General features: G+C 57.7%; 29 protein-coding genes. All 29 read right to left on the bottom strand.

Annotated features, from left to right (window positions below; all coding sequences use genetic code 11):
* Positions 1-40: 40 nt before the first annotated feature.
* Positions 41-439 (bottom strand): GtrA family protein, encoded by a 399-nt coding sequence (locus DMP05_RS00360; RefSeq protein WP_123218668.1) that lies wholly within the window; start codon positions 437-439, stop codon positions 41-43.
* Positions 440-699: 260 nt separating this feature from the next.
* Positions 700-2877 (bottom strand): cytochrome C oxidase Cbb3, encoded by a 2178-nt coding sequence (locus DMP05_RS00350; protein ID WP_123218666.1) that lies wholly within the window; start codon positions 2875-2877, stop codon positions 700-702.
* Positions 2878-3023: 146 nt separating this feature from the next.
* Positions 3024-3650: an adenylate kinase gene (locus DMP05_RS00345; protein ID WP_114614863.1), complete on the bottom strand. Its 627-nt coding sequence runs from the start codon at positions 3648-3650 to the stop codon at positions 3024-3026.
* Positions 3651-3798: 148 nt separating this feature from the next.
* Positions 3799-4566 (bottom strand): type III pantothenate kinase, encoded by a 768-nt coding sequence (locus DMP05_RS00340; RefSeq protein WP_123218665.1) that lies wholly within the window; start codon positions 4564-4566, stop codon positions 3799-3801.
* 2 nt (positions 4567-4568) lie between these two features.
* A complete protein-coding gene (locus DMP05_RS00335; protein WP_123218664.1) occupies positions 4569-5270 on the bottom strand; it encodes a phosphopantothenoylcysteine decarboxylase domain-containing protein in 702 nt (233 codons plus the stop codon).
* A 59-nt stretch (positions 5271-5329) separates the two neighbouring features.
* Positions 5330-5722, bottom strand: a complete 393-nt coding sequence (gene panD / locus DMP05_RS00330; RefSeq protein WP_114614860.1) for an aspartate 1-decarboxylase — start codon at positions 5720-5722, stop codon at positions 5330-5332.
* Between the two features lie 387 nt (positions 5723-6109).
* Positions 6110-6955 (bottom strand): pantoate--beta-alanine ligase, encoded by an 846-nt coding sequence (panC, locus tag DMP05_RS00325; protein WP_114614859.1) that lies wholly within the window; start codon positions 6953-6955, stop codon positions 6110-6112.
* Between the two features lie 95 nt (positions 6956-7050).
* Positions 7051-7878, bottom strand: a complete 828-nt coding sequence (gene panB, locus DMP05_RS00320) for a 3-methyl-2-oxobutanoate hydroxymethyltransferase (RefSeq protein WP_123218663.1) — start codon at positions 7876-7878, stop codon at positions 7051-7053.
* Positions 7879-7949: 71 nt separating this feature from the next.
* Positions 7950-8870 (bottom strand): Rossmann-like and DUF2520 domain-containing protein, encoded by a 921-nt coding sequence (locus DMP05_RS00315; protein WP_123218662.1) that lies wholly within the window; start codon positions 8868-8870, stop codon positions 7950-7952.
* 174 nt (positions 8871-9044) lie between these two features.
* Positions 9045-10325, bottom strand: coding sequence for a preprotein translocase subunit SecY (gene secY / locus DMP05_RS00310; protein ID WP_123218661.1), 1281 nt, complete (start codon positions 10323-10325; stop codon positions 9045-9047).
* A complete protein-coding gene (gene rplO / locus DMP05_RS00305; RefSeq protein WP_114614855.1) occupies positions 10319-10768 on the bottom strand; it encodes a 50S ribosomal protein L15 in 450 nt (149 codons plus the stop codon). Before rplO ends, secY begins: the two co-directional genes overlap by 7 nt.
* Before the next feature lie 454 nt (positions 10769-11222).
* Entirely contained in the window at positions 11223-12530 is a 1308-nt protein-coding gene (locus DMP05_RS00300) for a dicarboxylate/amino acid:cation symporter (RefSeq protein WP_211326822.1), read from the bottom strand.
* A gap of 216 nt (positions 12531-12746) precedes the next feature.
* Entirely contained in the window at positions 12747-12935 is a 189-nt protein-coding gene (gene rpmD / locus DMP05_RS00295) for a 50S ribosomal protein L30 (protein ID WP_123218660.1), read from the bottom strand.
* A 2-nt stretch (positions 12936-12937) separates the two neighbouring features.
* Entirely contained in the window at positions 12938-13477 is a 540-nt protein-coding gene (rpsE, locus tag DMP05_RS00290) for a 30S ribosomal protein S5 (RefSeq protein ID WP_114614853.1), read from the bottom strand.
* 14 nt (positions 13478-13491) lie between these two features.
* The gene (gene rplR, locus DMP05_RS00285; RefSeq protein ID WP_123218659.1) at positions 13492-13860 is read right to left on the bottom strand and encodes a 50S ribosomal protein L18; all 369 of its coding nucleotides are present in this window, start codon (positions 13858-13860) and stop codon (positions 13492-13494) included.
* A 23-nt stretch (positions 13861-13883) separates the two neighbouring features.
* Positions 13884-14429, bottom strand: coding sequence for a 50S ribosomal protein L6 (rplF, locus tag DMP05_RS00280; RefSeq protein WP_123218658.1), 546 nt, complete (start codon positions 14427-14429; stop codon positions 13884-13886).
* A 20-nt stretch (positions 14430-14449) separates the two neighbouring features.
* Positions 14450-14848, bottom strand: a complete 399-nt coding sequence (gene rpsH / locus DMP05_RS00275) for a 30S ribosomal protein S8 (protein ID WP_114614850.1) — start codon at positions 14846-14848, stop codon at positions 14450-14452.
* A gap of 92 nt (positions 14849-14940) precedes the next feature.
* On the bottom strand, positions 14941-15126 hold the full coding sequence (locus DMP05_RS00270; RefSeq protein WP_114614849.1) for a type Z 30S ribosomal protein S14: 186 nt from the start codon (positions 15124-15126) through the stop codon (positions 14941-14943).
* Positions 15127-15174: 48 nt separating this feature from the next.
* On the bottom strand, positions 15175-15720 hold the full coding sequence (gene rplE / locus DMP05_RS00265; RefSeq protein WP_114614848.1) for a 50S ribosomal protein L5: 546 nt from the start codon (positions 15718-15720) through the stop codon (positions 15175-15177).
* Between the two features lie 167 nt (positions 15721-15887).
* The gene (rplX, locus tag DMP05_RS00260) at positions 15888-16208 is read right to left on the bottom strand and encodes a 50S ribosomal protein L24 (protein WP_114614847.1); all 321 of its coding nucleotides are present in this window, start codon (positions 16206-16208) and stop codon (positions 15888-15890) included.
* 16 nt (positions 16209-16224) lie between these two features.
* Complete coding sequence (gene rplN, locus DMP05_RS00255; RefSeq protein ID WP_114614846.1) at positions 16225-16593, bottom strand: 50S ribosomal protein L14; 369 nt, start codon at positions 16591-16593, stop codon at positions 16225-16227.
* A gap of 40 nt (positions 16594-16633) precedes the next feature.
* A complete protein-coding gene (rpsQ, locus tag DMP05_RS00250; protein ID WP_123218657.1) occupies positions 16634-16897 on the bottom strand; it encodes a 30S ribosomal protein S17 in 264 nt (87 codons plus the stop codon).
* A gap of 18 nt (positions 16898-16915) precedes the next feature.
* Positions 16916-17125 carry a 50S ribosomal protein L29 gene (gene rpmC, locus DMP05_RS00245; RefSeq protein WP_114614844.1) on the bottom strand — a complete coding sequence of 70 codons (210 nt, stop codon included), beginning with the start codon at positions 17123-17125 and terminating at the stop codon, positions 16916-16918.
* Positions 17125-17547, bottom strand: coding sequence for a 50S ribosomal protein L16 (gene rplP, locus DMP05_RS00240; protein ID WP_114614843.1), 423 nt, complete (start codon positions 17545-17547; stop codon positions 17125-17127). The genes rpmC and rplP overlap by 1 nt, the downstream gene beginning before the upstream one ends.
* A complete protein-coding gene (gene rpsC / locus DMP05_RS00235; RefSeq protein ID WP_114614842.1) occupies positions 17547-18266 on the bottom strand; it encodes a 30S ribosomal protein S3 in 720 nt (239 codons plus the stop codon). The genes rplP and rpsC overlap by 1 nt, the downstream gene beginning before the upstream one ends.
* A gap of 3 nt (positions 18267-18269) precedes the next feature.
* Positions 18270-18608 (bottom strand): 50S ribosomal protein L22, encoded by a 339-nt coding sequence (gene rplV, locus DMP05_RS00230; protein WP_114614841.1) that lies wholly within the window; start codon positions 18606-18608, stop codon positions 18270-18272.
* 19 nt (positions 18609-18627) lie between these two features.
* On the bottom strand, positions 18628-18897 hold the full coding sequence (gene rpsS, locus DMP05_RS00225; RefSeq protein WP_114614840.1) for a 30S ribosomal protein S19: 270 nt from the start codon (positions 18895-18897) through the stop codon (positions 18628-18630).
* A gap of 27 nt (positions 18898-18924) precedes the next feature.
* The gene (gene rplB / locus DMP05_RS00220; protein WP_114614839.1) at positions 18925-19755 is read right to left on the bottom strand and encodes a 50S ribosomal protein L2; all 831 of its coding nucleotides are present in this window, start codon (positions 19753-19755) and stop codon (positions 18925-18927) included.
* A 593-nt stretch (positions 19756-20348) separates the two neighbouring features.
* Positions 20349-22937, bottom strand: a complete 2589-nt coding sequence (locus DMP05_RS00215; protein ID WP_123218656.1) for a DNA topoisomerase I — start codon at positions 22935-22937, stop codon at positions 20349-20351.
* Between the last annotated feature and the right edge of the window lie 107 nt (positions 22938-23044).

Below are 23044 nucleotides of genomic sequence, written 5' to 3'. Positions count from 1 at the left end.
GAGCTATTCGAACGACCTGAAAACAATCCAAGCCGCGTGATTACTTGCCTTCGTCCCCCGCATCAAGAAACTTCTTGCGCGTTACAAAGTTCCACACCATGACGATTGCCGTGGCGCCGATTTTCGTAATGAGGTAGTGAATGTGCAGCAGCTCGACGCCCGCCCACATGCACGCGTTGTTGATGATAAGGCCAATTACCGAAAGCACCACGAAAATGATGAACTCGCGTCGGCGGCTCATGCCTTCTTTGTGCGTGAACACATAGCGCATCGACGCCACATAGTTGAATACCACCGACGCGGTGAACGAGATGGTGGCCGACACTAAGTAGTTAACACCGAACGCTTCGGTGAGCAACGCGAGCAGACCGTAGTCAATAAGGAAGGCAATAACGCCCACTACACCGAATTTCGCAATTTGAGCTAAAAGTTTTTGCATGTATCTCCTTCCGCCAACCTGACGGCCGTCGTCAGTCGCCGCCGCTGCTTGGCAATCTGGCGGCGCATTTCGGGCTCCACCTTCACCCCTCGTGCCGAAGCCTTCCGTACAACGTTCAATGAAGTTTCGCAAAGCGTCTGAGCGGGCGATGCGCCTCCAAGCAGTTCCGCACGAGCCAAGCAGCACGTAATGCGCTGCTTGCATGAGCTCGGAACCGTTTGGTCAAGAAGCATCATCCGCCCAGACGCCAGAGCGGCTCTTTACGTCCAGAATTGAAACGTCTCGAGCAGGCCTTGGTATGCCCATGGGTAGGCATCCGATACCCAACCCGTTTCTGCCGTGATGCACAAGAGCACCGTATAGGCCACGCCAATCGCAACCGCCACAGGCAACACACGCACGAATACCGCATGCGCCTTCGAGCCGTTTTCGATGTTTTCGTTCACGATGAACAGCAGCAATACCGCCGCCATAAGGAACATGATGCTGAAGTCAGCGAAGTAGCGCTGCAGAATGCCCGCCATTTCCGCATCGGCCACAGCGATAAGCACGCCGATGCCAATGAGCACGCCAATAACGCCTGCCACCGTACGCGTTTTACGCTGGTTGATACGCATTTGCAAAATACGCCGAGCGAACGGAAGCACCCACAAAATGGGGAGCACGGCGAAAATGCCGCCGAACGTAACTTCCTTAACCGTTTGTCCCAAATAGGTGGTATCGAACGCGACAGCCTGCAAATAAGGGAATACGCCCGTAGTCGCGGGAGTTTGGAACAAATACGCGAACAACGCGGGGGCGATACGGCCCACCGCCATACCGCGCTTCGTCATGTCGTTTACCGTGAGGTTGTAGTTCGCGCCGAAATCGAACAGGCTGCCGAAGCGGGCCTTGTTGTACCACATGATGCCCGCGCACACCACGATATAAGGCGCGATAAGGCACGCAAACTGGCGAGCGCCCGCCACCGTGCGAATGCGGCCTTCGGTAATGTACATGCGCCAAAACAGCGGAAACGCCAAGAAGCTCAGCAGCACAAGCTGCGGGCGGCACCCTACCACGAGCGCCATGCACAGCGACCCCGCCAAGTAGAAGCCCTCGGGGCGTTTATGGCTGCGACCCACCATCCAGAAATACAGGCCCCACACCGAAAACGCGAGCGCCAACATAATAGGCAGCGAATAGAACGTGGGGAACTTCAGCAAATACGGCATGCCGCAGCACGTCACAATCGCGATTTGCAGCAGCAGGAACACGCCGGTCGTCATGCGTTTGAAGTGGTAGCGGGCAAAGCGGTCGAGCAGCGCCGAAAGGCCCACGATGAAAAACACCATGCCGATGAGCACACCGATCGCCGTAGGGAAATTCGCTCCCGTAACAAGATAGAACGGCAAATAGAACAGCAACACCGGCACCACGCCGAAGTACACGTAGTAGTGGCCTTCGTAATATGCAGTATCCCACAAGTAGTTCTCGCCGGTTTCTTTCACCAGCTGGTCGCGGGCGCCGCGGTCATACGGGTCATCCATATTCTGCAGCCAGTTAGGCGGCTCTTCTTCCAAATATAGCTTGCCGTGCGTCATTGATTTCGCAAGCTCGGCGTATTGCTGCGCATTTTCGCCGCCGCATTCAAACACATTGACAACGCTCACGCCATCCCACGAACCCGAGTTGTAATGTTGTGTGGCAACGCCCACGAGGTTCGTGCCGAACAGCAGAAACGCCGCACCAACCAAAATCTCCACCGCGGCAACGCCGATGACCGCGATTTTGGTGCGACGCGGGTGCTCGCGCAGCTGCGTGCGATAGAGGCTCGACTTGGGGCGAAACGCGTATATGAGCGCCATGATGCAGGCCGCAAACAAGAAGCGCTCGCCGCTGAAGCTGAACGGCTCGGGCGCGTTGAGCACGACCTTCGACAGATACAGCGGATAGGTGACCTTCGTCTCCCCATCGTCGATGCCCACTTGAATGCGCAGCTTATACACCGATCCCGAAGCATTGATATTGAGGTATTTGCTCTCTTCGTTGTTCGTGGAGACATACGTAACCGGCACGCCAGCCGTGTACTCGTCGTCATCGAAATACGTCGAATGCGCGTCATCGGTAAACCAGATTTTCACAGGCACGTTTTGCGCTGACTGATTCCCTGAAAAATCAAGCTTGATATTGTGCACGGGCACGCCGACGTAATCGAATTCAATCGTATTGTCGATAGCGGAGATGCGCAGGCGCTCGTCGGCTGTTTCCTGCAGGTTCGACTGCTCGTTCGCCGTGATGGGCTGCCAGGTAAGGCTGCGCCAATGGTTGAAATTGAATACCACGACCTCAAGCGCCGCGGCGCACAGCAAAATAACGCAGGCAACCTTCGCGAAGTGTCGCAACCGCGCATGATGGATGGCGATGAACTCGCCAAGTAATGTCAAGAAAGCATGCATGGAGCGCATTATACCCAAGGTCGCAGGCCGAATGGCGCGACGCCGATGAGTCCCATACGCGAAACAAAAAAGAGGCATGAGCCAATCGATAAAAAAGAGCACCCCATAAGGGATGCTCTATGAAGAAACGTGTTCGAAATCCCGAGTTACAGGCCAAGCAGGGCTTTCACGTCGACATAGACGGTGTCGACCGGGCGATCGCCGTCAACGCTCTTCAGCAGGCCCTTACCCTTGTAGTAGTCGATAAGGGGGCTCGTGCTCTTGGCGTAGACGTCGAGGCGGTTGCGAACCGTGGTCTCGTTGTCGTCATCGCGCTGATACATTTCGCCGCCGCACTTCGGGCAGGTGGCGTCGGCAGCGGTGCCGATGTAGCCGCATTCCTTACAGCAGCGACGCTCGGTGAGACGCTTGATGATGACCTCGGGGTCAACATCAACGAGCAGGGCGGCATCGAGCGGGCGCTCGAGACGGACCAGCATGTCGTCGAGGGCCACAGCCTGGGCCGTGGTGCGCGGGAAACCGTCGAGAATGAAGCCCTTCTCGCAGTCGGGCTCGCGCAAGCGCTCGTCCATGAGGTCGATGATCAGGCTATCGGGAACCAGGTCGCCCGCATCCATGTAACCCTTGGCCTTTTTGCCGAGCTCGGTCTGGTTCTTTACCGCAGCGCGCAGGATGTCGCCCGTGGAAATATGGGGCGTGGCGAATTCCTCAACCAGCTTGGCGGCCTGCGTACCCTTGCCGGCGCCCGGGGCGCCCAACAAAACGATATTCATTCGTAAGTCCTTTCAACTTATGCAGTGGCCCCATTGTATCAGCTTGTGCGTGCACGTGAAGAAAACCCAGACAATGCGCGGAATCTTGCCGTCAACGACCAACGGGCGCTAATCGCTCCGAGATTCGAAACGTGCCGTAGCTGCTTTGCTAGGCATTCAGCTTGTAAAGGTCCCAAAGCCCCTTCAGCAGCAAATTCGGGTCATGCACGATTTTGCGGCGACACGCGGGAACGATCATGCGGCTCACGCCGCCCGTCGCAATTGCGGTCACGGGCTCGCCCAGCTCATCGGCGATGCGGTCAATCAGGCCATCGATGGTAGCCGCGTTGGAATACAACACGCCCGAATACATGCATTCGACGGTATTCTTGCCAATGAGGCCCTTCGGCTTTTCAAACTTGATGAACGGCAGCTGCGAGCACTGCGCAGTAAGCGCGTCCTGAGAAATCACGACGCCAGGATAAATGATGGAGCCGATATACGTGCGATCGCTCGTGAGCACCGAGCACGTGGTGGCCGTGCCCATGTCGAAAATCGCGAGCGCGCCGTCGTAATCGTTCACGGCGCCCGCCGCGTCGGCAATCATGTCGACGCCCAAACGCTCGGGCGTGTCCATATCGATGGAGAACCCCAAATTCATTTTATAGTTCACCACAAGCGGCTCGAGATTCGTTTTCGCGCGAACCGAAGCCACGACCGATTCCGTGAGCTCGGGCACGACGGAAGAAACAACCGCGCCCGTCACATCGGAGAAATCGAAGCCGTGCATGGCGACGAGCGCCTCGAAGCCATCCATGAACTCGCGCACCGTGCGACGCTTGTCGGTGGGAAAACGCAACTGGCTCGCGAGCTCGCCGCGCGTGGGCATAAGGCCCATCACCACATTGGTGTTGCCAATATCAACCGTAAGCAGCATGGCTACTCCCCTTCCGTCGACGCGGGAAGCGGGTCGAGCGAGAACAGCTCCGTCAAAAGCGCGTCGGCCGCATCGGCCTTCGAGAGCATAGGCAGGTCGACCTCGTGCTCGCGAGAGATGAGCGTGAGATGGTTCGTTGCCGTGCCAAAGCCCGCGCCTTCCTCACGCAAGCTGTTCGCGCAAATCATATCGACGTTTTTGCGCGTAAGTTTGCCGCGGGAGTTTTCGAGCACATTGCACGTTTCCATCGAGAAGCCGCACAAACGCTGCCCGGCCACACGATGCGCGCCAAGCCAGGAAAGCGTATCGGGCGTACGTTCAAGCTCGATGGACAAGTCGCCATCCTTCTTCTTCATCTTGTTGTCGGCCACCGTTTTCGGACGATAATCGGCAACCGCGGCGGCGGCGACAACCGCGTCGCACTCGGCATAACGGGCGCTTACGGCATCGAAAAGGTCTTGCGCGCTCACGATGCTCACGAGTTCGACACCCTCGGGCGCTTCAAGCGAAACGGGACCGCTCACGAGCACCACCCGCGCACCGCGATCGCGCGCCACCTCGGCGATGGCATAGCCCATGCGGCCCGTAGAGTGGTTGGAAATAAAACGCACCGGATCAATGGCTTCCTGCGTGGGCCCCGCAGTCACCAAAACCCGCTTGCCTTCTAAATCGCGCTGGCGATCTACCATATCGAACTCCCCCATTCGACTCTTTCAAACCACTGCATTATAAACAACGAAGGCCGCATGTGCGGCCCGTGCTGCTATTCCATGTCTTTCAGAAGACCATGTTTTTCGTAACGCGTCACGCGCGCGATTTTGTTGTCGTCGTCGACGAACACGACGCGCGGCGGATTGGCGGACACTTCCTCGGGAGACATCTGGCAATAGCACATGATGATGACCTTGTCGCCCACCGAAACGTTGCGTGCAGCAGCCCCGTTCAGGCAAATCATGCCAGAGCCAGCTTCGCCGGCAATGACATACGTCTCGAAGCGCTGGCCGTTGTTCACATCGACAATTTGGACCTTCTCGTATTCCAGAATGCCTGAAGCCTCCATGAGGTCTTCGTCGATGGTGATGCTGCCCACGTAGTCAAGCTCAGCCTGAACAACGGTAGCGCGATGAATCTTACCTTTAAGCATATTAAGTTGCATTGGTTTCCTGTTCTCTTTTGTCCCAAACACCTCTTGCGGCTCTGCCTGGGCTCGCCGTCCAAGGCCACGGCTCGCTACCGTTCGCTTCGCTCACTATGCGCTCGCCTGGCTGCGTTTCACATTGAAATAAAGCAGGTATGAACGCAGACGACCTTCGACGGCAAGCCCAGGCAGAGCCGCAAGCCCATACGAATGGGTTGGCGGGGTGGATATGAGGTTCCGCAAGATTCCGCACGTTGGAATGCCCATTGGGCATTCCAATCCCCAACCATGCGCCCGAGCGGGCGCGTTCAGCTTAGCTGAACTTATTGTGGCTTCCGTGCGAGCCAGGACCTGCCCGAAGCGGAACCGCATGTCCACCCCGCCAAACCAACAAGTTCGACTGACCTATCCTTCGTAAATGAAGTTGTCAATCAGGCGGGTTTTGCCAATGTAGACCGCCATGGCAACGAGCACGGGGGCTTCGATGGTCTCAACGGGCTCGATGGAATCCCATGACACCATCGAGACGTAATCGATTTTCGCGAGAGGCTCGGCAGAGATGAGTTCGCTCATGGCGCCCGTGACCGCCGCCGCAGACTTCTCGCCCTCGGCGACGAGCTTCTGTCCCAACTTCACGGCCTGCGACAGAACGAGGCCAGCCTTGCGCTCCTCTTCAGAGAGGTACGTGTTGCGCGAGCTTTTCGCCAAACCGTCAGCCTCGCGAATGATGGGGCAGCCCACAACCTCAACGTTCATATTCAAATCGCGCACCATACGGCGAATGACAGCGAGCTGCTGCGCGTCCTTCTGACCGAAATATGCACGGTCGGCCATAGAAATGTTCATGAGCTTGTTCACAACGGTGCACACGCCGCGGAAGTGAATCGGGCGGCTCTTTCCGCACAGTTCCTTGGTGACAGCCGTCATATCAACGAACGTGCACGCGTCTTCGGCATACATCTCGGACGGCTCCGGATGGAAGACGAGCGCTGCGCCAGCGCCCTCGCACAGTTTCGTATCGGCCTCGAAATCGCGGGGATAGCTCGCGAGGTCTTCGTTGGGGGCAAACTGCGTGGGGTTCAAAAACACGCTCACCACAACACGATCATTTTCGGCGACTGCTCGCTTGATCAGGCTTTCGTGGCCCTCATGCAAATAGCCCATCGTGGGCACCAGGCCAACCGTAAGGCCTTCCTTTTTCCATTGGCGAACCTGCGACTTAACGTCTTCCACGGTATAAGCGATTTTCATCGTTCTTCTTTCTTCAAGGTTCGAGTGCGCCAGCACTCCTTGCAATCTATCGATTCGAGGCAGCCCGCTTTCCTTCGGGCGCCGCGCCATTTTCTTTAGTAAAGCTTCTCGAGCACATCATCTTTGATTTTGTAGGTGTGCTCTTCCGTGGGGAACGCGCCCAAGGCCACCTCGGCCGCATAGTTGGCGAACGCTTCGCGCATGACTTCGCCCACATTGGCATAGCGTTTCACGAACTTCGGAGTGAAGTCGCTGAACATGCCGAGCATATCCTGGTACACAAGAATCTGGCCGTCGCAACCAGCGCCTGCGCCAATGCCGATGGTCGGAATCGAAACGGCATCGGTGATCATCTGGGCAAGCGCCGCAGGGACAGCCTCGATGACAACTGCAAACGCGCCTGCCTCTTCAACGGCCTTGGCGTCGGCGAGCAAAGCACGGGCGGCTTCCTCGCTTTTGCCCTGCACCTTGAAGCCGCCAAACACGTTGATTGACTGAGGGGTAAGTCCAATATGACCCATAACGGGAATGCCGGCCTTCACAATCGCGCGAATCTGCTCAGCAACACGCACGCCACCCTCGAGCTTCACGGCACCCGCGCGGCCTTCCTTCATAAGGCGGCCCGCATTGCGCACGGCCTCCTCGACGGTCACTTCATAGCTCATGAACGGCATATCGACAACGACAAGCGCGTTTTTCGCGCCGCGAGCGACGGCAGCGCCATGGTGGATCATGTCTTCCATGGTTACCGAAACGGTGTCTTCGTAGCCAAGCACCACATTGCCCAGCGAGTCGCCGACCAAAATACCGTTGATGCCCGACTCGTCTTCGAGCTTCGCCGTCGAGTAGTCATATGCAGTGAGCATCGAGAGTTTTTCGCCCTTCGCCTTGGCGGCGGCAAACGTTGCGGCAGTATTCTTCATGGTATTCGCCTTTCTTTAAGAGCCGAGGCACCCACGCCAAGCTCTTCCTTCCCTCATGTCGTTTTCAGAACCTATCGTGCGGCCCTGAGTATTTCCGCGATATGTGAATAATCCCTCTCGGGATGCTTCGCGGCGGCAACCTCAACCACCACGCGCGAAAGCGCCGTATACGCGTCGCGCTCTTTCAACAGCGTTGGGTCCTCCCGAAACGCCATGAGGTGCCCCACGACCGTTTCGGCGTCGTTGCGCTCAATGGGACCCGTAAGGGCGTCAATGGGGCCTCGCTCAGCAATCGACTCGCAGTTGCCCACGAATAATGACCGCAGCGCACCACGAGCCTCGTCGGCGCCGAAGCCGCATCGTTCGAGCATCGTTTGGGCGCTTGCGAAAAGGCCTACAGCCAAATTACTCGCGCACACGGCCGCCGCGTGGTAAAGCGGCTTATCGCTCGAAGCGATTTCCCTATGGTGAACCCCGCACACGTCAAGCAGGGCCGACACCGTTGCAAGAGCCGACTCGTCGCCCTCAAGCGTGAAAAGCGCAGTGCCGATTTTCGCCTGAGCGCTTCCCCCGCCCGAAATCGCGAAAAGCGGATGCACCGAGACAGCCTTCGCACCATATTCCGCTGCATCGGCAAGTACGGCTGCCGGAAGCGCGCCCGAGCAATGGCATACGATTTTCCCGAACAGCGCATCGCACGCCGCGGCGCCATACGACGCCACAAGGTTCTTCCAAGCGTTGGAAATCTCGCCATCGGGCACCGTGAAGAAAATAACGTCAGACGCCTCAACAACTTCTGCCGCATCCGCATAAGCATCGGACGCCGTTTTCTCAGCCGCCGCCTGCGCGTCTTCTGCCAGCAGCGAACTGTATCCAGAAACCGCAATGCCGCAGCTTCGGAAAAGCTCACCGAGCGCCGTGCCCACTTTACCCGCGCCGACGAAGCCAACACGAGCATTCGATTCGATCACGCCGCGCTCCTTTCCTTGCATAGCCCAACAAGCCCAGCATTATGAAAGGGAACGCCTCTGCATGCCATTCGAGAATCTTTATTTCCTTACGTTCCCCCGCGCTAAATCAACGTTATTGTTGTACAAAAAGAGCTCCCGCAAAGGGAGCTCTAGATTTCGCAATAAAAATGCGGGCCACCTGACCCGCATTTTCGATTACTTGAAGAAGCCGTCGTAGTTGTACATCTTCAATTGGCTCTCAAGCTTGCTCATGGTGTCGAGCGCAACGCCGATCATAATGAGAATCGAAGTGCCGCCAAACGCCTGAATAAGCTGGTTGCCGGTGAAGTAGAACAAAATCGACGGAACAACCGCGATAAGCGCGATGAACAGACCACCAGGCAACGTCACGCGATTGATAACGTTCTTGATGTACTGCGTGGTAGCGCTACCCGGACGAACGCCCGGAATAAAGCCGCCCTGCTTGCGCAGGTTGTCGCTCGTTTCTTCGGGATTGAACACCATGGAAGTGTAGAAATACGCGAAGAACACGATGAGCGCCAGCGTAAGCAGCCAGTTGATCCAACCCGTCGACATGGCGTCGGCCGCTGCGGTAAGCCAACCAATGTTGAACAGAGCAGCGATCTGAGCCGGGAAGTAAATCAAACAGCTCGCGAAGATAATCGGGATAACGCCCGCCGCATTCACCTTCAAGGGAATGTAGGTGGACTGACCGCCCATCATCTTGCGACCCTGCACGCGCTTAGCGTAGTTCACCGGGATGCGGCGCTGGGCGCGTTCCACGAAGATAATCGCGGGGATGCACAGCAGCACCACGAGCACGATGAGCAGCGTGACCGCAATGCCCATGCCCGTGTCGCCCGTAAGGTTCACGCTGCTGAAAATAGCCGCGGGAACGCGAGAGACGATGGACACGAAGATGATGAGAGACATGCCGTTGCCAATGCCGCGCTGCGTGATGAGCTCGCCCATCCACATGATGAACGCGGTACCTGCAACGAGCGTGAAGACGACGATGATGTCGGTGAGAATCTCGGGGACCTCGCTCGTGAACACCACACCGTAGGCGGAGCTCTTGAACAGGAAGAGGTAGCCGACAGCGTTAATCAAGCCAAGGCCCAGCGTCAGAAAACGCGTGACCTGGGTGATCTTGCGGCGACCGGTTTCTCCCTCTTTCGCCCAGCGACCCACAGCGGGAATAACGCCCTGCATCAGCTGCATGATAATGGATGCCGTGATGTAAGGCATGATGCCCAGCGAGAACACCGAGAAGTTCGACAGCGCGCCGCCCGTGAACAGGTCGAGCATGGTCATGCTCGCGCCGCTCGCAGCAAAAGCGTCTGAGAACTCTTTAAAGGGGATGCCAGGCACCGGCACGTACGCGCCGAAGCGGTACAGCGCCAAGATGCCCAAGGTGAACAGAATCTTCTTGCGAAGCTCCGGCACCTTGAATGCATCAATGATGGACGTTAGCAAGACTGCTCGACCTTTCCTCCGGCCGCCTCGATCTTGGCGACAGCAGCAGCAGAAATTTTGTCAACCTTAATGGTGAGCGGCTTGGTGATTTCGCCACCAGCAAGAACCTTGACGGGGGTGTCGAGCTTCTTGATGATGCCCTTAGCCTTCAGAGACTCGGCGTCGACGACGTCGCCAGCCTCGAACTTGCGCTCGAGACGAGAAACGTTGACGGCAGCGTACTCAACACGGTTGAAGTTGCGAAAGCCAGGGAGCTTCGGGAGGCGCATAGCCAGCGGAGTCTGGCCACCCTCGAAGCCAGGGCGCTTGCCGCCGCCGGAGCGGGACAGCTGGCCATTCATACCACGGCCGGCAGTTTTGCCATGGCCGGAAGCGGGACCGCGGCCAACGCGCTTACGGTTTTTAGTAGAGCCCTCTGCGGGCACCAGGTCTTTAATCTCCATGATGGATCCTTTCGCTTTTCGGGCGGGAGACTTCCCCGCCTTCGCCGGCAGCTCGCTCGCCGGCAAACTACATTACCGCTTGCGGGCATACTACGCCCAAAACGCAAGCTTTCAAAGAATACAAGAAAAGAGCCGCCTGCACAAGCACGACGACTCTTCAATTCATAGGTTCTGCACCCGTGAGGTTGTCGCACGGAGCACGTCAACCGGAACCGTTTGGGGCGGGGCCGTCTTTGACCGCGCTCGATGAGAATATACCACACACGAATTCGCAAACCAGGCGAAAGAAACGAGCGGAAGCCGGTCCGGCATTCTTCAAGACCCTCTGAGCTTCAAATATGCTCTTCCTTCTAAAATGAAGCCAAGGAGCGAGGCGCATAGCGAGCCGAAGGCGAGCGGTAGGCGAGCGCGGTCTTGGGAATACCGGACCGACTTCCGCTCGCGGAGGCTTTGCCTACGCTGCCTTCGCGGCCTTGCGCTCGGCCTTGCGACGCTCCATGGCGTCAACGCACACGGCACAACTCTGGTCGCCTGTGATGTTGACGGTAGTGCGCATCATGTCGAGGATACGGTCGACGCCCGCGACGAGCGCAATGCCCTCGACCGGCAAACCGACCGATTGCAGCACCATGGCCAGCATGATCATGCCAGAGCCGGGAACGCCAGCGGTACCAATAGATGCGAGCACAGCGGTAAGCACGATGGTGAACTGTTGGCCGATAGTCAAATCGATGCCGAACACCTGCGCAATAAAAATGGAACACACTCCCATGTAAATCGAGGTGCCGTCCATGTTGATGGTGGCGCCCAGCGGCAAAACGAAGCTCGAGACTTCATTGGAAACACCGAGCTTCTTGGAGCACTGCATGTTTACAGGCAGCGTGCCAACCGAGGAAGCGGAAGCGAATGCGAACACCATAGCCGACATCTGGTCTTTGAAGAAACGAACGGGGCTCACGTTGGCGAGAATCTTCACCAGTCCAGAGTACACAACCGCCATATGAAGAATCATAGCGAGATATGCAACCACAATCAGCTTCAGCAGCGGCAGCAAAATATCGGGCCCGTTGCTTGCAATGACGGGCGTAATGAGGCCGAAAACACCGAAGGGGGCAAAGCAGATGATGCCATGCATAATCTTGATGCACACTTCGCTCATGCTGTTCACGAGATCGGCGACGGGCTGGGCTTTCTTGCCCGCAGCCATAATGCCGAAGCCGAAGACAAGGGCAATCACGATTACCTGCAGCATCGTAGCGTCGGCCATAGGCTGGATGACGTTTGAGGGGAAAATGTTCACGATCGTGTCAATGAACGAGGGGGCTTCTTTCGCTTCATACGAAAGCTCCTCGGCAGGCAGGCTATACCCACCGCCAACGTTGAGGATATTCGCCATAGCCAAGCCAATGATAATGGCGAATGCCGTTGTGGCGAGGTAGTAGACGATCGTTTTGCCGCCGATAGCACCAACGCGCTTGATGTCAGAAAGTGAAATCACGCCAGCGGTCATCGTGAAAATGACCAGCGGAACGACGATCATCTTAATTAAGTTCAAGAAAATCGTGCCAAGTGGCTTGATGTACGTGGTGGCAAATTCAGCATTGCCCTGAAGCGCAATACCAGCCACAACGCCCAACGCCAACGCAATAAAGATCCACGTGGTGAGCGAGAGCCGCTTATACCAGGGCAAATCCTTCTTCGAATCAGATACTTCGTCGAAGTCATGCTTGGCTTCTTTGCCAAGATCGCTCAATTGCGACACTGGTCTCCCCTTTCGATGCAGGAATAGATCCGATTGATGTGTCCTCGCTGCATTTCCATGAAGCGAGGACACATCAATGCGCAAAGAATTGTAGCCGATGCGACACCTACCGCGTATTCACAACCGTTCACCGTCGGCAAGCGAAACAATTTCGAAACATATACACAAAAAGCCCGCTGCGAACAGCGGGCTTTCGGTTCGAAAATCGAAGAGGGCTTAGTCCTCAACAACCTCGACGAGGTGCTTGACCTTGAAGATCATGCCACGGATGGACGGCGTATCAGCCTGCTCAACCGTGCGGCCGATTTTGCCAAGGCCCAGAGCCTTCAGGGTTTTGCCCTGGTCGGCCGGACGGCCGATCTGGGAGCGAACCTGGGTGATGTGAAGAGTCTTCGCTTCAGCCATGATTACGCCTCCTTCTTCTCGGACCAGCCATAGATCTGGCCAACAGTCATGTTGCGGCGCTCAGCAACCTCGGTGGGAGCAGAAAGCTCCTTGAGGCCCTCAGCGGCAGCCTTCACGATGTTCATCGCGTTGGAGGAGCCCAGGGACTTGCCGAACACGTTCTTGAAGCCAGCGAGCTCGAGCAGAGCACGAACCGGGCCACCGGCGATGATACCGGTACCAGGGGCAGCAGGCTTGAGGTAAACGCGGCCCGCGCCAAACTCGCCCATGATGTCGTGCGGAAGAGTACGGTCTTCGTTCATAGGAACTTCGAACATATTCTTCTTGGCATCTTCGATGCCCTTCTTAATAGCGATAGGCACTTCCTGAGACTTGCCCATGCCAACGCCGACATGGCCTTCGCCGTCGCCGACGACAACGAGAGCCGTCAGACCGAAACGGCGGCCGCCCTTGACGACCTTGGAAACGCGGTTGATGTAGACCACGCGCTCCTGAAGCTCAGGAACGGCGGACTGCTTCTTTTCTTCTTTGCGAGGAGTCATATCCAAACCCTTTCCTAGAACTTCAGGCCAGCGGCGCGAGCGCCATCGGCCAGAGCCTTGATGCGGCCATGGTACAGGTTACCGCCGCGGTCGAAAACGACCTCGGTGATGCCAGCTTCAATGGCCTTCTTGCCAGCGATTTCGCCCATGGCAGCAGCGCCTTCAACATTGGCACCGGACTTGCCGGTAGCCTTGAAAGCCTCGCCCAGGGTGCTCTCGCCGCAGATGGTCACATGAGCGACATCGTCGATAAACTGCACGTACAGGTTCGAGTTGGAACGGGTAACGCAAAGGCGCGGACGAGCGGCGGTGCCAGAAATCTTGCCGCGGACGCGACGGTGGCGACGAGCCAGCCCGGCCTGCTTCTTCTGGAGTTTCTTCATCTTATATCCCTTCAGACCTTAAGCTACTTGTCGCCCTTGGCAGCCTTGCCAAGCTTGCGACGAACTTGCTCGCCCTCGTAACGAATGCCCTTGCCCTTGTAAGGCTCGGGAGCACGCCATTTACGGATGACGGCAGCAGTCTGGCCAACAGCCTGCTTGTCGGCACCGGAAACGGTGATGTGCGTCTGGTCGGGCACGGTGAAGGTGATGCCTTCGGGGGCCTCAACGACAACCGGATGGGAGTAGCCGAGAGAAAGCTCCAGGCTGTTGCCCTTCAGAGCAGCACGGTAGCCAACGCCAACGAGCTCGAGCTTCTTCTCGTAGCCCTCGTGGACGCCAACGACCATGTTGTTGACGAGCGAACGGGTAAGGCCGTGGAATGCCTTGGCCTCACGGGAATCGTCAGGACGAGAAACGATGAGTTCCTCGCCTTCCTGAGCGATGGACATCATGGGGTTGAACTCGTAGGAGAGTTCGCCCTTGGCGCCCTTCGTGGTGATTTTGTTACCTTCGATGGTAACGGTAACTCCGGCAGGAACCGGAATGGGCTGTTTGCCGATACGAGACATAGTAAGCTCCTATCCTTTCCTTACCAGATGTATGCGATAACTTCGCCGCCGACGCCAGCCTTGCGAGCGTCGCGGTCGGCCATGACGCCCTTGGAGGTGGACACGATAGCAGTGCCCAGGCCGCCGAGAACGCGGGGCAGTTCGTCCTTGCCAGCGTAAATACGCAGGCCGGGCTTGGAAATACGCTTGATGCCGCGAATGGTCTTCGCCTTCTTCTCGCCGTACTTCATCGTGATCTCGAGAATGTCGCGAGGCGAGTTCTCAATGATCTCATAGCCCTGGACATAGCCCTCTTCGGTCATGATGCGAGCGATTTCGACGAGCTTCTTCGAAGACGGCATCGAGACCGTCGCCTTGCCCGCAGAGTTGGCGTTACGCACGCGCGTAAGCATATCTGCGATGGGGTCGTTAATGGTCATTTGATTCTCCTTTGGTTCGTGATGAGCTCAGCCGGAGGTACGCAATGACGCCCGTGGCGTGTGCGCCTTACCGGCAAGCACCTAGCGTGGGCCTACCAGGAAGCCTTGGTCACGCCGGGGAGTTCGCCCTTGCTAGCCAACTCGCGCAGGCACACGCGGCACAGACCGAACTTGCGATACACAGAACGCGGACGGCCGCAGCGGGTGCAGCGGGTGTAGGCACGAGTCGAGAACTTCGGCTCGCGATTAGCCTTGGCGATCATCGATTTTTTTGCCATGCTTTCCTTCTTTCCTCTATCTCCACTCGGATTTTGCCGAATGAATTACTATTTCTTGAACGGGAAGCCCAAAGCGTCGAGAAGAGCCTTGGCCTGTTCGTTGTTTTCGGCAGTGGTGACAAAGGTGATGTCCATGCCGCGGGTACGATCGATCTTGTCGTATTCAATCTCGGGGAAGATGAGCTGCTCGGTGATGCCGAGGGTGTAGTTGCCACGGCCGTCGAAGCTCTTCGGGGAGATGCCACGGAAGTCGCGAACGCGGGGCAGAGCCATGGACAGCAGGCGGTCCAGGAACTCCCACATGCGGTCGCCACGCAGGGTAACCTTGCAGCCGATAGCCTGGCCTTCGCGGATGTGGAAGCCTGCGATGGACTTCTTGGCGCGGGTGACGCAGGGCTGCTGGCCCGTGATGATGCGCATATCGTTCATAGCTGCGTCGAGCTGCTTGGAGTCAGACGCGGCTTCGCCGACGCCCATGTTCACAACGATCTTCTCAAGGCGAGGAACCTTGTTGATGTTGTCGATAGCGAGCTCGCTCTCCAGCTTGGAGACGATTTCAGATTTGTACAGTTCTTTCAGGCGAGGAGTAGCCATTGGTAAGTTTCTCCTTTGTCGATGAATTAAACGCAGGATTACCGACCCTGCGTCCCTGCCCGCCTAAGGCAGCCAGGGCCATATTCTACACGGCATAAGGCGCATCCCACAGAAAATCCGCAGGATGCGCCTTAAAATTCACTGGTTATTCAACCGGTGGACTATTTCTAGTCGATGTCTTTGCCGCACTTCTTGCAGACGCGGACCTTTTTGCCCTCGTCGTTGATGCGCTTGCCAGTGCGAACCGGCTTGCCGCAAGAGGGGCAGACCAGCATCACGTTGGAAACGTGAATGGGGGCTTCCATGGAAATGATGCCGCCCTGGGGGTTCTGCTGGGTGGGGCGAACGGCCTTCTTCACGATGCCGCAGCCTTCGACGACAACGCGGTTGCGAGTAGGAACGGAGCGCAGAATGGTGCCCTGCTTGCCCTTGTCCTTACCAGCGATGACCTGAACCTTGTCGCCCTTTTTGACCTTCATGCTGTTCATGTTTCGTGCACCTCCCTTAGAGCGTCTCAGGTGCCAGAGACACGATCTTCATGTACTTCTTGTCACGCAGCTCGCGAGCCACGGGGCCGAAGATGCGGGTGCCCTTGGGAGCACCGGAGTTGTCGATCAGCACGGCGGCGTTCTGGTCAAAGCGGATGTAAGAACCGTCCTTGCGACGGACTTCCTTCTTCACGCGAACGACGACGCAACGGACAACGTCGCCCTTCTTGACGCTGCCGTTAGGAGCTGCCTCCTTGACGCTGCAGATGATGACGTCGCCAAGGCCTGCATAGCGGCGCTTGGAGCCGCCGAGGACCTTGATGCACTGCACCTTGCGCGCGCCGGAGTTGTCGGCAACGTTCAGCATGGTTTGCATCTGAATCATTGTGCAATCCTTCCGATAGTTTAGTTACGCAACGCTTGGGCTATTTGGCCTTTTCCACGATCTCGAGGAGGCGCCAACGCTTCATCTTGGACATGGGGCGGGTCTCCATAATGGTGACGGTGTCACCGAGACCAGCCTCGTTGTTCTCATCGTGAGCGTGGAACTTCTTGGTGCTCGTCATCATCTTGCCATAGACAGGATGAGGCTTGCGCTCCTTGATCTCAACCACAATGGTCTTGTCGTTCGCCGCGGAAACAACGACGCCCTGACGGACCTTGCGGGAGCTACGGGTTTCTTCACTCATGTTTATCCCACCAAATCCTTATTTCAATGCGCCGGCAGCGGCGATCTCGCGGGCGCGCATTTCGGTCTGAATACGCGCGATGTCCTTCTTGACCTGCTTCACACGAGCGGTGTTGTCCAGCTGGCTGGTAGCCATCTGGAAGCGCAGGTTGAACAGCTCAGCACGGGCTTCCTTCAGCTTGACGGTAAGATCGTCAGAAGAGAGCTCGCGAATCTCGACGGCCTTCATTATTCAGCCACCTCCGATTCCTTGGTAACGATCTTGCACTTGATAGGAAGCTTCTGAATGGCGAGACGCAGGGCCTCTTTAGCGGTAGCCTCGTCGACGCCGCCGATCTCGAACATGATGCGGCCGGGCTTGACGACAGCAACCCAAGCTTCCGGGTTACCCTTACCAGAACCCATGCGGGTTTCAGCCGGCTTCTGGGTGATGGGCTTGTCGGGGAAGATGGTGATCCAAACTTTACCGCCACGCTTCATGTAACGAGTCATAGCGATACGAGCGGCCTCGATCTGGCGGTTGGTAATCCAGTGAGCCTCGAGAGCCTGGATGCCGTACTCGCCGTGATGCAGCTGGGTGTAGCCCTTGGCCTTGCCCTTCATAGAGCCGCGTTGCACCTTGCGGTGGCGAATGCGCTTAGGAGCTAGCATTATTTAGCACCCCTTTCGTTGCGATCATTGCGGTCGCGACGGCCGCGCGACGGACGAGAGTTGCCCTCGAGAGCAGGCTGCGGAGTCTTGCCACCGGGGAGTTTTTCGCCGTGGTAAATCCACACTTTGATGCCGATGGAACCCATCGTGGTAGCAGCGGTGCAGAAGCCGTAGTCGATCTTCGCACGCAGGGTGTGCAGAGGCACACGGCCTTCGCGGTACCACTCGCGGCGGCTCATCTCAGCGCCACCAAGACGGCCAGAGCACTGGATACGAATGCCCAGAGCGCCAGACTTGCGAGCGGACTGAACAGCCTTGCGCATGGCGCGACGGAACGCGACACGGCCTTCGAGCTGCTCAGCGATGGACTGGGCAACCAGGTTGGCGTCGAGCTCGGGGCGCTTGACCTCGATGACCTCGATGTTCACCGGGCCGCCAACGATTTTGGCGAGTTCCTTGCGGAGCTGCTCGATCTCGGAGCCCTTCTTGCCAATGACAACGCCCGGGCGAGCGGTGGTGATGATGACCTTCACCTTGTCGCCAGCGCGCTCGATCTCGACCTTAGCAACAGCAGCCTTGGCGAGATACTTGTCCAGGAACTTGCGAATCTCCATGTCGTTAGCGAGGTTCTTCGCGTAGTCCTTGTCGGAATACCAACGGCTACGCCAATCCTCGGTGATGCCGAGACGGAAGCCGGTGGGCATAACTTTCTGACCCATGCTTTATGCCTCCTTCGGCGCAACGATGATCGTGATGTGGCTGGTGCGCTTGCGGATGCGAGCGGCAGAGCCCTTTGCACGAGGACGAATGCGCTTGAACGTGGGGCCTTCGTCGACGAACGCGGCCTTCACGACCAGGTTGTCGGTGGACATGCCATGGTTGTTCTCGGCATTTGCCACGGCCGAGTTGAGAACCTTCTCAATGGTCTCGGCGATAGCGCGCTCCGAGAAGCGCAGGATTTCGCGGGCGCGGACAACGTCCTTGCCGCGGACTTGGTCGATGACGACGCGAGCCTTGCGGGGGCTCACGCGCACATACTTGGCGACTGCCTTAGCTTCCATGTGCGGTCTGCCTCCTTACTTATTTCTTGCTCTTGTCGGCGTGGCCCTTGAACGTGCGCGTAGGCGCAAATTCGCCGAGCTTGTGACCGACCATGGATTCGGTAACGTATACGGGCACGTGCTTGCGACCATCGTGCACGGCAATGGTGTGACCCACCATGTCGGGGAAGATGGTCGAGGAGCGCGACCACGTCTTGATGACGTGCTTTTCGCCAGCTTCGTTCATCGCGGCAATGCGGCCGAGAAGACGCGGCTCGACGAAAGGACCCTTCTTCAAACTTCTGCTCACGGTTTCTCCTTAGCGTTCTAGCTCGCGCTACTTCTTGCGACGACGGATGATCAGGCGGCTCGAAGCCTTCTTCGGGTTGCGGGTGCGATGGCCCTTGGTGGGCTTGCCCCACGGAGACACAGGATGACGTCCCGAAGACTTGTTCTTGCCTTCGCCACCACCGTGCGGGTGGTCGACCGGGTTCATAACCGTACCACGGACGGTCGGGCGGATACCCTTCCAGCGGTTACGGCCAGCCTTGCCAATCTTGATGTTGGCATGCTCGGCGTTGCCGACTTCGCCAACAGTCGCGCGGCAGGTGAGCAGCACGCGGCGCATCTCAGAAGAGGGCATGCGCAGAATGGCGTACTTGCCTTCCTTACCCATGAGCTGGATAGAAGTACCAGCGGAGCGAGCCAGCGCAGCACCCTTGCCGGGCTGCAGCTCAACTGCATGGATGAGGGTACCAACAGGGATGTCAGCCAGAGCAAGCGAGTTGCCGGGCTTAATGTCGGCCTCAGAGCCAGACATAACCATGTCGCCGACCTTCAGGCCCTTCGGGTGAAGGATGTAGCGCTTCTCGCCATCAACGTAATGGAGAAGAGCGATACGGGCGGAACGGTTCGGGTCGTACTCGATGGTAGCGACCTTGGCGGGGATGCCGTCCTTGTTGCGCTTGAAGTCGATGATACGGTAACGACGCTTCACGCCGCCGCCCTGATGACGGGTGGTGATGCGACCCTTGTTGTTGCGACCGGCCTTCTTAGGCAGCGGCGCAAGCAGCGACTTCTCGGGCTTCGTGCAGGTGATTTCGGCGAAATCCGAAACCGTCTGGAAGCGGCGACCAGCGCTGGTCGGCTTGTATTGCTTGATTCCCATCAAACAACCTTTCTTCCTTGGAAGCCTGCTCGCGTGCCACTCCATGCACGTACCAGGCGTTCCACTTACATATCGGGAACGATTGCCGAATGAGGCGCTTATTGGAGTGCACGCCCTCGACTCCGTTCCCACGCGCCCGGGTGTATCCATACACAGCAGGACGCAATTGCAAAATTATAAGGAGTTAGAAGTGAAATGGGGGTATGAAAGCGAAGTTCACAAAATTCGCACGTTCGCCGACCTGCGGAATCACGCAGACCCGGCGAGAGGGGAATGCGCTCGACCACAGCGAGCTACCGTTCGCCTTCGGCTCACTATGCGCTCGCTTGGCGGTGTTTCATTTTAGAATAAAAAGCAATTTGAACACCGACGGTCGGGTGTATTCCCCTCTCGCCGGGTCGAAGCGATTCTGCCGATTTGGTTACAATTAGCCCTGGGTCTGCCGAAGGCATGCACGAGGCCGTCGGCGTTCACTCTTGATTTTCATCTCATAATTAAGCGCCGCCAAGCGAGCGCATAGCGAACGAAGTGAGCGGTAGCTCGCTGTGGCCTTGAGCATGCCTTCGGCAGACCCAGGGCCACAGCAGGGTGCGTTATTCCTTCGCAGCGGCTTTTTTCGCCGTCGTTTTCTTGGCGGCCGTCTTTTTGGCGGGAGCCTTTTTCGCGGCGGGCTTTGCAGCTTTCTCGGCCTTTTCGGCCTTCTTCGCCTCAGCCTTCGCGGCCTTCTTCGCCTCAGCCTTCGCGGCCTTCTCGGCGGCTTCGCGCTCTTTGCCCGGGCAATTGAAGTTCGGGCACAGCTTCCACGGGCCACGGGCGGTGGTCACGATTACCATGGGAGCACCGCAATCGGGGCAGGTTTCCTCAGTGGCGGTGAGCTTGCCGTATTGCGGAAGCGGATAGCTCGTCTCGCATTCCTCGTAGTTCTCGCAACGAATGAAACGCTTGAGCGTGCGCGGGTTCTTCGATGCGATGAGCTGCTTGTCGAGGCCCTTCGCGGCACACGTCGGGCACTTCCCCACCACGATATCGGGCTCGTGATTCGTGGGGCAATTCGGATCGATGCACTGGATGCGCGGCTTGCTGCGGAAGGCGGTCACCTTGATTTGGGGCATGCCGCACTCGGGGCACTTTTCCTCGACCGCTTCGATTTTGCCCTTCGGCAACGGGTAGGTCACATCGCACTCAGGCCAACCGGAACAGCCGATGAACATCGAGCGCGTTTTCTGGCTCGCGCGCAGTTGCAGGTCTTTGCCGCACTTCGGGCACGGTCCCACATATGCGTCGGCGGCCACGGCGTCGGCTAAGGCATCTTTGATTTGCTCCTGATGGGGCAAAAGCTCATTGAGCACGTCGTTCAAGATGTCGCGCGACAAATCGACCACGTCTTTTTGGGTCTTGTTGCCGGCGGCAATCTGATTCATATCTTCTTCGAGCGTCGCCGTCATGTCGGGGCTCGTGATTTGCGGTGCGAACTGGCCGAGCGCGTCGCATACGGCAATGCCGAGCTGGCTTGGCTCGATAGGATCGTTCTGCACGTATTTCACCGTGTAAAGGCGTTCGATAATCGCATGGCGCGTGGCCTTGGTGCCCAAGCCCAAACGCTCCATTTCCTGAATGAGCTTGCCCTGGGAATAGCGCGCCGGCGGCTCGGTCTGCTTCTTGGTGCATACGGCGCCCTTGAAATCGACTGTTTGGCCTTCGGCAAGAGCGGGCAGCTGCTCTTCTTTTTTCATGCCGTACGGGTAAATGGCGCGAAAGCCCGGCTTCACGACGACGTCGCCACGCACCGCGAACGGCTCGGCATTCACTTCGATGGTCACCTTCGTGCCTTCGATGACGGCGGCATCGGAAAGGGTCGCCAAGAAGCGGCGGGCGATGAGGTTATAGAGCTTCCACTCAGGCGCGCCGAGCTTATCGGGGTCGGCGGCAGCCGTGGGGTGAATAGGCGGATGGTCAGTCGTTTCCTTCTTGCCTCGCGTGGCAACAAGCTTGCCGCGCTTCAGCAGTTCCTGGCAATACGGACGATATGCCGCAACGTCGGAAAGCTTTTTCACCGTGCCTTCGAGATCGAGCGATTCGGGATACACCGTGTTGTCGACACGCGGATAGGAAATATAGCCGTCCATGTACAGGCTTTCAGCCAGACGCATGGTGCGTGCGGGAGAAAGGCCCTCGCTCGCTGCAGCGGCCATAAGCGACGTGGTATTGAACGGCACCGGAGCAGCCTGCGTGCGCTTTTTCTTCTCGATGGCGGAAACCACGCCGGAGGTTTGGCCCTCAACGTGAGCCATAACGGCATTCGCGGCCTCTTCGCTCTTGAAGCGAGCCGTCGCGTGCGGAGCGCTGAACTCATCGGCGGCATGCTGGAAGTCGCCCTTGATCACCCAATAGTCCTCGGGCACAAACGCCATGCGCTCGCGCTCGCGAGCGACGATGAGCGCGAGCGTCGGGGTTTGAACGCGGCCCGAGCTGCGCACGTTGCCGTAACCGGCGAATTTCACGATAGTGAGGTAGCGCGTGAGCACCGCACCCCAGATAAGGTCGATTTCCTGACGGCTCTCGCCCGCTGCGGCCAGATCTTCATCGAGCTTCACGAGGTTCGTGAAGGCATGCGTGATTTCTTCTTTCGTGATGGCCGAATAGCGCGCACGGAATACCGGCGCGGTATCGTTCACCTGCTTAATTTGGCCGAGCGCGTCAGAGCCGATGAGCTCGCCTTCGCGGTCGAAGTCGGTCGCGATAATGATTTCGTCGGCCTTCTTGGCCAAGTTCTTCAAGCTGCGAATGATGTCCTTTTCCTTCGGCAGCTTCTCGATGGGCGCATATGCCAAATACGGCAGCGCGTCCATCTTCCACGCGCCCATGGCGACGCCATCGGCCAAAAACGGCTTACGCTTGGTTTTGTACGGCGGTTTCGCGAGAAAATCGGGAATATCGGCAGGCACGACTTCGCCGTCGGCAGTCACGCCCTGCCAGCCCTTCGTTTTCTTGTAGACGATTTGCGCAACGAAATCGGGCTCGAGAATGTGGCCGCGCAAGCCGATGGTCACCCATTCTTCGCCATCGAGTTCGAAACGGTAGACGGGCGAGTTGTAGACCTTGTCGGCCTTCGGCTTTTTAATGCCCAGCAAATCGGCGATTTTCTGGGCGGCGATATTCTTCTCAGTAACGACGAGCTTCAAAGCGAGTCCTCCCGATTTCCTACCTATATATAAGGCGATTGCGCAGCGCGATTGGCTTACGGGCAAAAGCGCCACAGCACCCATTGCAAGCGGTGCGAAAGCGACCG

It is taken from the genome of Slackia isoflavoniconvertens, assembly GCF_003725955.1.
Taxonomy (GTDB): domain Bacteria; phylum Actinomycetota; class Coriobacteriia; order Coriobacteriales; family Eggerthellaceae; genus Slackia; species Slackia isoflavoniconvertens.
This window is presented reverse-complemented; position numbering and strand designations above follow the sequence as displayed.